Annotated in this window: 5 protein-coding genes; all 5 read left to right on the forward strand. The window is 67.0% G+C overall.

Annotation, left to right across the window (positions count from 1 at the left end; translation table 11 throughout):
* Positions 1 to 1,392 (forward strand): dynamin-like GTPase family protein (locus FFS27_RS29060; protein WP_137952387.1); only part of this gene is annotated, 1,392 nt, incomplete at its 5' end.
* 88 nt (positions 1,393 to 1,480) lie between these two features.
* A complete protein-coding gene (gene metX / locus FFS27_RS29065) occupies positions 1,481 to 2,620 on the forward strand; it encodes a homoserine O-succinyltransferase MetX (RefSeq protein WP_003084535.1) in 1,140 nt (379 codons plus the stop codon).
* A 7-nt stretch (positions 2,621 to 2,627) separates the two neighbouring features.
* Positions 2,628 to 3,248: a methionine biosynthesis protein MetW gene (gene metW, locus FFS27_RS29070; protein WP_003084530.1), complete on the forward strand. Its 621-nt coding sequence runs from the start codon at positions 2,628 to 2,630 to the stop codon at positions 3,246 to 3,248.
* 131 nt (positions 3,249 to 3,379) lie between these two features.
* On the forward strand, positions 3,380 to 3,799 hold the full coding sequence (locus FFS27_RS29075; RefSeq protein WP_003084528.1) for a DUF4426 domain-containing protein: 420 nt from the start codon (positions 3,380 to 3,382) through the stop codon (positions 3,797 to 3,799).
* Positions 3,796 to 4,389: an RdgB/HAM1 family non-canonical purine NTP pyrophosphatase gene (gene rdgB, locus FFS27_RS29080; RefSeq protein WP_023098359.1), complete on the forward strand. Its 594-nt coding sequence runs from the start codon at positions 3,796 to 3,798 to the stop codon at positions 4,387 to 4,389. Before FFS27_RS29075 ends, rdgB begins: the two co-directional genes overlap by 4 nt.
* Positions 4,390 to 4,474 lie beyond the last annotated feature (85 nt).

Here is a 4,474-nt window from a genome sequence, read left to right on the forward strand (position 1 = left end):
GCCCTGGTCAACTTCGACCACCCGCTGCTGCGCCAGGGCCTGCGGATCCTCGACACACCCGGCCTGAACGCCCTCGGCAGCGAGCCGGAGCTGACCCTGTCGATGCTGCCCAACGCCCAGGCGATCCTGTTCCTGCTGTCCGCCGACGCCGGTGTCACCGCCTCGGACATGGAAATCTGGCAGAAGTACATCCAGCCACTGCGCGAGGACGGCCACAGCAGCCTGTTCGCCGTGCTGAACAAGATCGACGTGCTCTGGGACGACCTTTCCGGCGAGCGCTTCGTACAGAACGCCATCCGCCTGATCCAGGACGGCACGGCCCGCCAGCTCGGCCTGCAGCGCGGCGACGTGCTGCCGCTGTCGGCGAAGCAGGCGCTGCTGGCCAAGGTCCGCGGCGAACCGGCGCTGCTCGAACGCAGTCGCCTGGATCGGCTGGAAGCGCTGCTCTGCGAGCGCATCGTCGCGCGGAAGGAAGCGCTGCTGGAGAACGCCGTGCTCGGCCAGGTCCTCGGCCTGCTGCACAACAGCCAGCATCTGCTGCGCCTGCGCCTGGAGAAGGTCGAGGAACAGCGCGCGCTGCTCGACGACAAGCAGCGCGACAGCGGCCAACTACTGTTCGAACTGACCGCGAAGACCAAGGACGACCACGGCCGCCACCACCGCCGCCTGCTCAACCTGAAGACCAACCAGCGCCTGCTGCAGCACCAGGGCGCGACGCTGCGCGAGACGATCCGCAGCGAACGCATGGAACAGCACCTGCAGAAGGTGCGGCGCAACCTCAACGGCAGCCTGACCACGGTCGGCATCAACCAGGCGATCCTGGCGTTCTTCCGCGCGGTGGAGCACGACCTCGACAACCTCGAGCACGAGGCCGGCATGGCCAACCGCATGGTCGCCGCCATCTACCGCCGGCACAACGAGGAGAACCCGCTCTACGCCCTCGACGCGCCGCAGCTGCGGGTCCAGCGCTACCAGCGCGAACTGTTGCAACTGAAGAAGAAGGGCGACCAGTTCCGCCTGCAGTTGAAGACCGTGCTTACCGAGCAACGCCTGCTGACCCGGCGCTTCTTCGCCACCCTGGTGCAGGAGGTGGTCGGCCTGCACCAGCGCCTGCGCGAGGAAACCGAGCGCTGGGCCAACGACGCGCTGATGCCGCTGATGCAGCACACCCTGGAAAACAAACAGTTGCTCGAAAGCCACATGCTCCGCCTCAAGGGCCTGGCCCAGGAGACCCAGCAGGTGCGCCAGCGCAGCCAGGCCTTCGCCGGGTTCGCCGAGGAATTGCAGGAACAGTTGCGCGAAGCCGGCGACATCCTCCGCCAGTTGCGCCGCCCCTCGCCCCTGCAGCGCCAGGCCAAGGTGGTCAACCTGCCCGGCTCGCAGCGCGCCTGACCCCGCTCCCACGGCGCGCGCCAGCGCGCTTGCCGCTGGGGGCGACGCTCTTTAGACTGGCGCCCTCCTTTGTTCGAGAGCAGGGTCGATGCCCACAGTCTTCCCCGACGACTCCGTCGGTCTGGTCTCCCCCCAGACGCTGCACTTCAACGAACCGCTCGAGCTGACCAGCGGCAAGTCCCTGGCCGAGTACGACCTGGTGATCGAAACCTACGGCGAGCTGAATGCCACGCAGAGCAACGCGGTGCTGATCTGCCACGCCCTCTCCGGCCACCACCACGCCGCCGGCTACCACAGCGTCGACGAGCGCAAGCCGGGCTGGTGGGACAGCTGCATCGGTCCGGGCAAGCCGATCGACACCCGCAAGTTCTTCGTCGTCGCCCTCAACAACCTCGGCGGTTGCAACGGATCCAGCGGCCCCGCCAGCATCAATCCGGCGACCGGCAAGGTCTACGGCGCGGACTTCCCGATGGTTACGGTGGAAGACTGGGTGCATAGCCAGGCGCGCCTGGCAGACCGCCTCGGCATCCGCCAGTGGGCCGCGGTGGTCGGCGGCAGCCTCGGCGGCATGCAGGCGCTGCAATGGACCATCAGCTATCCCGAGCGCGTCCGTCACTGCCTGTGCATCGCCAGCGCGCCGAAGCTGTCGGCGCAGAACATCGCCTTCAACGAAGTCGCCCGGCAGGCGATTCTTTCCGACCCTGAGTTCCTCGGCGGCTACTTCCAGGAGCAGGGCGTGATTCCCAAGCGCGGCCTCAAGCTGGCGCGGATGGTCGGCCATATCACCTACCTGTCCGACGACGCCATGGGCGCCAAGTTCGGCCGTGTACTGAAGACCGAGAAGCTCAACTACGACCTGCACAGCGTCGAGTTCCAGGTCGAGAGCTACCTGCGCTACCAGGGCGAGGAGTTCTCCACCCGCTTCGACGCCAATACCTACCTGCTGATGACCAAGGCGCTGGACTACTTCGACCCCGCCGCCGCCCACGGCGACGACCTGGTGCGCACCCTGGAGGGCGTCGAGGCGGACTTCTGCCTGATGTCCTTCACCACCGACTGGCGTTTCTCGCCGGCCCGCTCGCGGGAAATCGTCGACGCCCTGATCGCGGCGAAAAAGAACGTCAGCTACCTGGAGATCGACGCCCCGCAAGGCCACGACGCCTTCCTCATGCCGATCCCCCGGTACCTGCAAGCCTTCAGCGGTTACATGAACCGCATCAGCGTGTGAGGACCCGATGCGCGCCGATCTCGAAATCATCCAGGAATGGATTCCCGCCGGCAGCCGCGTCCTCGACCTCGGCTGCGGCGACGGCGAACTCCTGGCCTGGCTGCGCGACCACAAGCAGGTCAGCGGCTACGGCCTGGAGATCGACCCCGACAACATCGCCCGTTGCATCGAAAACGGGGTGAACGTGATCGAGCAGGACCTCGACAAGGGCCTGGGCAACTTCGCCAGCGACAGCTTCGACGTGGTGGTGATGACCCAGGCGCTACAGGCCGTGCACTATCCGGACAAGATCCTCGAAGAGATGCTGCGGGTCGGCAAGACCTGCATCATCACCTTCCCCAACTTCGGCCACTGGCGCTGCCGCTGGTACCTGGCGCGCAACGGCCGGATGCCGGTCTCCGAGTTCCTGCCGTATACCTGGTACAACACGCCGAACATCCATTTCTGCACCTTCCAGGACTTCGAGCGCCTGTGCCGCCAGTTGCGCATGCGCGTGCTCGACCGCCTGGCCGTAGACCGTGACCACCGGCATGGCTGGGCCAGCCGGCTGTGGCCTAATCTATTGGGTGAGATTGGAATCTACCGGGTCACCGGACCCGGAGTGCAGACCCGCAACCTCGCCGTCTAGGAACGCGCCAGGCTGCGGGCCAGGGCCGGGCGCCCCTCCGCTCGTCCTCGGGAGAGCGCTGCCGAAGCCGGCCAAGGCCGCCGGCAGCAGACCATGGACAACGTCCATGCCACCTTTCAGGAGAAACCACCATGCGCCGCTTCACCGCTTTCGTCCTCGGCCTCTGCCTGAGCCTGCCGGTCCTCGCCGAGCAGGTGCAGCGCTTCGGCGACCTGGACGTCCACTACAACGTGTTCAACTCCAGCTTCCTCCAACCCAACGTGGCCAGCGCGGTCGGCCTGGTACGCAGCAAGGCGCAGGGCGTGATCAACGTGGTGCCGATGGAGAAAGGCAAGCCGGTGGAGGCCAGCGTGACCGGCTCCGCCAAGGACCTGACCGGCAAGGTCATCCCCCTGGAGTTCCGCCGGGTCAGCGAGGAAGGCGCCATCTACAACCTGGCGCAGTTCCCGATCAGCCAGCGCGAGACCCTGGTCTTCACCATCAAGGTCGAGGCCAAGGGCGAACCTGCGCAAACCTTCAGTTTCAACAAGGAAATCTTCCCGGACGAATGATCAAGCTCGAACAGCTGGTGCTGGCCAGCCACAATGCCGGCAAACTCAAGGAACTCCAGGCCATGCTCGGCGCCAGCGTGAAGGTGCGCTCGATCGGCGAGTTCAGCCAGGTGGAACCGGAGGAAACCGGTCTTTCCTTCGTCGAGAACGCCATCCTCAAGGCACGCAACGCCGCACGCCTCTCCGGCCTGCCGGCGCTAGCCGACGACTCCGGGCTGGCGGTGGACTTCCTCAGCGGCGCGCCGGGCATCTACTCGGCGCGCTATGCCGACGGCCGGGGCGACGCGGCGAACAACGCCAAGCTGCTGGAGGCCATGAAGGATGTCCCGGACGCCGAGCGCGGCGCACAGTTCGTCAGCGTGCTGGCGCTGGTGCGCCACGCCGACGACCCGCTGCCGATCCTCTGCGAGGGCATCTGGGAAGGCCGCATCCTCCGCGAAGCCCGCGGCGCCCACGGCTTCGGCTACGACCCGCTGTTCTGGGTGCCGGAACGCGACTGCTCCAGCGCCGAGCTGGCGCCCGAGGAGAAGAACCGCCTCAGCCACCGGGCCCGCGCCATGGCCCTGCTCAAGCAGCGCCTGGGTCTCTGAGCCGCAACCGCCGGCGCCGCCCCCGGGCGGCGTCGGCACGGCGTTTCGTCCGGCCGCCTTGGAGGTTGGCCGAACTCATGCCACG

Source organism: Pseudomonas sp. 2VD (assembly GCF_005503585.1).
Taxonomy (GTDB): Bacteria; Pseudomonadota; Gammaproteobacteria; order Pseudomonadales; family Pseudomonadaceae; genus Pseudomonas; species Pseudomonas aeruginosa.